The organism is Microcoleus sp. F4-D5 (genome assembly GCF_036704885.1).
Taxonomy (GTDB): domain Bacteria; phylum Cyanobacteriota; class Cyanobacteriia; order Cyanobacteriales; family Microcoleaceae; genus Microcoleus.
This window is the reverse complement of record NZ_JAUBSX010000160.1, coordinates 1-4,546: the sequence shown is the minus strand read 5'-3', so window position 1 is coordinate 4,546 and position 4,546 is coordinate 1. Positions and strand designations below refer to the sequence as shown.

General features: G+C 40.8%; 3 protein-coding genes and 1 pseudogene. 3 read left to right on the top strand and 1 reads right to left on the bottom strand.

The genetic code is table 11. The annotated features are described in order from the left end of the window. Positions 1–527 precede the first annotated feature (527 nt). A pseudogene (locus QUA80_RS33055) lies at positions 528–1,316 on the top strand (IS1 family transposase). A gap of 433 nt (positions 1,317–1,749) precedes the next feature. Here QUA80_RS33055 and QUA80_RS33050 read toward each other — a convergent pair. Continuing rightward, a complete protein-coding gene (locus QUA80_RS33050) occupies positions 1,750–2,376 on the bottom strand; it encodes an SAM-dependent methyltransferase (RefSeq protein ID WP_333429122.1) in 627 nt (208 codons plus the stop codon). A 1,324-nt stretch (positions 2,377–3,700) separates the two neighbouring features. Between QUA80_RS33050 and QUA80_RS33045 the strand changes: the two genes are divergently transcribed. Together QUA80_RS33045 and QUA80_RS33040 are read left to right on the top strand one after the other, a co-directional pair. Beyond that, positions 3,701–3,964 carry a hypothetical protein gene (locus tag QUA80_RS33045; protein WP_333429121.1) on the top strand — a complete coding sequence of 88 codons (264 nt, stop codon included), beginning with the start codon at positions 3,701–3,703 and terminating at the stop codon, positions 3,962–3,964. 254 nt (positions 3,965–4,218) lie between these two features. After that, on the top strand, positions 4,219–4,380 hold the full coding sequence (locus QUA80_RS33040; protein ID WP_333429120.1) for a hypothetical protein: 162 nt from the start codon (positions 4,219–4,221) through the stop codon (positions 4,378–4,380). Positions 4,381–4,546: the final 166 nt, after the last annotated feature.

Sequence of the window (4,546 nt, the reverse complement as noted above, 5' to 3'; positions counted from 1 at the left end):
GGTCAGCCATTTCCACCCTTATGGTTGGCTTGGGTGGGAGAACGAACTCTACCCTTAGAAACTGTCTGGTTTAAGTATTTACGCCGTTTTGGGGTGGATCATTGGTATCGGTTTGCTTTCGCAACGATTGCATTGGACTTTGCCTAACTTGAGAACTCCTGAACAATCACCAGCGTTGGAGTGATTTAATGCCATTGATGAGTTGGCAACTCTGGCTAGCTAGGGATTTAGTGGTCGAGAATGTATTACTGCAGGCAATCTGCTACGATTAATTTAACGCCTGGACGTGTTGCCCAATCAATGTTGTCGGTTTTAGTTGACATTGGTACTCCCGCAAAAATGCCCAAACAGAGGGGAAAATCCCCCGGCTGGGAACAAGGAAAGGTACGTACCAAGGCACCATGCTATCCCACTGTGAAAAAACGGGTTTCTCGACGCAAAAAGTCTTCAAGATTGGCTATTTAACCTTCTCTCTCTTGAGTTTTTGAGCAACAGCTTGCCGGATCTTCAAAGGCAGCTACTTTTAGATGCGCTCGTTTTTTAGTCTAAACTCCAGTAAATTAACTGGCTGTGAATTTTTTTTTAATTTCTTAAATCGCCGACCTTGTTGTCCATACTGCCAAGGAAAACAAACCGTAAAAAATGGCAGTACCCACAACAACAACAAAAAATTTTTTAAGTGCAAACAATGTGGCAAGCAGTTTGTTGATAATTATACAAAAAATGAATTTTCAAAAAACTAATAATTTAATATATCGACTTGTATTCAAAAAAAATTCTCTCGCTGGAATTGCTCGTTCGGTCTGGGTTTCTCCAACTTGGCGGCAAAATTATGTAAATAATAAATACGCCCAAACGCCTCGTAAACTAAAGGTTTCAGAGAAAGCTAAAGGAAAATTAATCATTGAATGTGATGAATTATGGTCTTTTGTTATAAAAAAAGATAATCAACACGATCGTCTGGCTGGCTATATACAGAAAAACTAGAGAAATTGTTGGAGTTTATATTGGATATCGCAGCCGAAACTCGGCACAAACAAAAGCTTTGGGAATCTTTGCCGCCTGTCGATCGACAATGTGCGGTTTGCTATACGGATTTTTGGGTATCTTATGAAAAATTTATTGCCTCAAAACGTCACAAACCCGTTGGCAAAGAAAGTGGTAAAACCAGTCATATTGAAAGGTTTAATAATACTTTACGCCAACGAGTTTCAAGACTTTTAAGGCGAACTTTTTCTCGATCAAAAAAATTAGAGAATCATATTGGAGCCGTTTTGTATTTCATTCATCACTATAATGAATGTAGAGCCGGGTAATATCCGCGATCGCTACATATAGCATATTCCAGGTTTATGAAATACATCCCAGAAACCGGGTTTCTTGACAGTTCTCGCCTCTAGTAATAATTCTGTTGCTCGAAACCCGGTTTTTTTGTACTACATCTACATGGAACATGCTGTATTTATGACTACCCTGGAATTTTGCTGTGCGAAATTTTCTTGACGATAGCTTCGCTTGACTGGGTTTCTTTTCTGGGTATATTTCTAACAGCCGGGATGCCCCCGCGACAATCACCGCGCCTTGGGAAAAGACGACACTTAATTGTATAGTCGTGCGTGCAAAAAAAACGGTTTCTCAGACAAATCGTGGATCTTTCCATTCATAGATTGACACAGAAACTGGATTTTTGACCGCGTGCGTCAGGACAGTTATAGATGCAGGCTGTCTGACTCTATCTGTTTGTATCATCTACAAACGCTGAAACAAATCCATCCGATAGCGTTTGTGATGGCGTGCTAAATCTAGCATGAAAAACTTTTTGCGCGGGTCGCCAAGATGTTTCAAAGATGATGTAGAATTTTCGACAAAAGTATTGTGAACAGTCTCGCCATCGAGGATAAAATAATCGCCCGCTGTAAAGCGATAATGAACCATCAACAAATATCCGCCCGGAAGCAAACCGTCAATAATTTTTTGTTTGGTTTCCAAAAGGTCTGCCATAGTCAAAAAAAAGCCGACTTCTGAAAATAAAATCAAATCGAATTTTTCAGTTGGGAACTGTTGGGGAATCTGCATCTGCTCGAACCGCACCTGCGGGAGATGGCGGCAGCGTTTCCGCGCTTCGACCAATCCCACTTCCGAATAGTCTACTGACAGTAGTCTGTCACATTTGGGAGCTAGTTTCTCCGTCAGTACACCAATGGCACAGGCGATTTCAAAAGCATTTTTGAATTGGACTTTTGGCAAAGCTCTGATAGTTGCTCGGAATTTACTGATTTCGTTAAATTTGGTGGTATATCCCCAAGGATCGGGATTGTCGCGGAAGGTTTCATCAAAGACACTGGACGGTGTTGATAGCTGTTCTGAAGGTTTCATCGTCAACCTCTGCAAGTTAAATGTTATTTAAGTAAGGCGTTGCTGAATTACGGTATGAAAATAGATAAGTTGGAAATTCCGAAGATGTTCTGATGCACTGGTTTAATTTTTTGCAGATTGAGTCGTTCACACCATAAATCTGCAACGCCTTAAATAAATATACTACAGAACAAACACATCCTGGATTCTCTGCTCAAATTATGCTCTCGGAGATTTTTCACACTGGGACGGCGGTGCTGCAGCCAACCCCGGTAACTGCTCACCGCAACAAAGTTGCAGTATTGCAAAAGAAGGTATTTGAGTATCTTAAAATTCAAATAGGAACAGGACTTACACAACTGCCACAGGTTGGGCAAGTGCGATTTCCCTGATGGCAGCGGAACTGACTGTAACTCATTGGGTGTCGAGAGATCCGTGGGTGGTGCTTTCATACTCATAAAGCCTTCCATTTCGTTGGGCTCGTTAAATCTGACAGGAGTGACGCAACTGGCACATGGCAAGCGTGTGCTCCTTACCTCAGTTTGTTGTGATGACTGACTTTAACCTGGGGAAAGAGCTAGCAAGTGTGACCCGATCGCCCAATCGAGCCTCCCAAATGCTTTTTTTTAAGGACTTTCTCTCTTTCCGAGTGCGATCGTACAATAATATAGTGTGTAAAAATTGAATAGACTTGGACGCTTTTAAGAGTGACGATGGGAATGTTTTAATTATTGTCGGCATCAGATTTAGCAAACTTAAATACTGTCAATATTTATTAAGCAGTTCTATCAAATATACGCTAACCATTTGACAGACCATGTAGAAACAATCAGCCATTCCTGTAAATTAATCGTATCTGAGAACAGAAAAACTTCTACCTATTTCCTAAAATAGTGCTAGAATTAGTAGGTATCGTTTTTGTGAGCTAGTACCCAAATATAAGGAAGAAAAATGTCAGTCGTGGGTTCGGATTTAAATTCGGGAAACAACAGAAAAGCTGACCACTCTAACGAGGAAAGAGAAAGATGTTTTGCGCCACGAAAAACTACAAGTTCTTTATTGGCTTACAACCCAAACGGTATACAGCGTCTTGTCTCTGCTGTACGGCGCCGGTAAACACCGTACCACAATATAAAGATGGTTATCTAGCGATCCAGACGCGGGAATAGCAGAATTATTATCGAGCGAAGCCTCGCTCAGGCAGACCCAAAATTATGAATGCCCAAATTGTAGAGAAACTCGAAAAAAAATTGAGCGAACCTGAAGAATTCAGTAGTTACAAAGAAGTACATCAATGGTTGACAAACTGTTGCTCCGTTCCTGTAGCAGATCGGACAGTACATCAATGGACAAGATATCGGCTTCAAGGAAAATTATGCCTGACCGCGTCCGGCAAGTGAAAAACAGAAAAGTTGCGGGCTGTAGAAGAATTTTAAAAAAACTCCCAGTTATCATCAAAGCAAGTTTGAGACAAAGCGAGAGCTTTTTAAAACAGTGTAAAAAACAGCGATCTGGGAGTCAAGATGAAAGCGGGATAGGGTTGCATACAATACAAAGCAGAAAGCTAACAGGTCGTGGCATAAAACCGCAAGGAAAGGTGCTTTCTTGACTTTACTTATATGTGGTTGTACGGGGCAGTAGAGCCTCTAACTGGAGAAAGTTTTTGTGATATTTTACCGATTTAGATACAGTATGCTTTGAGAAATTCTGGGATCTATTTGCCTGTAAGTCTCGGCAAATTTGCACATAATTCAAGTAGACAACGGCGGATTTCATAGTTCTTTAAATCTCAGCCTACCGCCTGAATGTGCTTTTACTATTTCAGTCCGCCTTCAGTCCGGAGGTTAACCCAATAGAAAGACTGTGGGGTATCTAAAAGAACAATTGAAATGGTTGAGATTTGCACAAATAGAAGAGTTGAGAAAGTCGGTGCGAAAAGAGTTAAAAAAGCTGACTAAAGAAATCATTGCTTCTTTGACAGGATGGGAATTCATTTTAAATGCCTTATCTGTAGCAGAACTTTAGGAAATTGGTATTAGCCCTCGCCATCCTGAATGCCAGGAATAGAATCTGGGGACTGCTTTTGTCCTACAAATGGCAGGGGGAATCATTACTTTATACCATTTTTCTAAAGATGTGCTAGAGATAAAGAATGTAAGATCCAAGACCATCCTGTGAGAAAACCAATGAC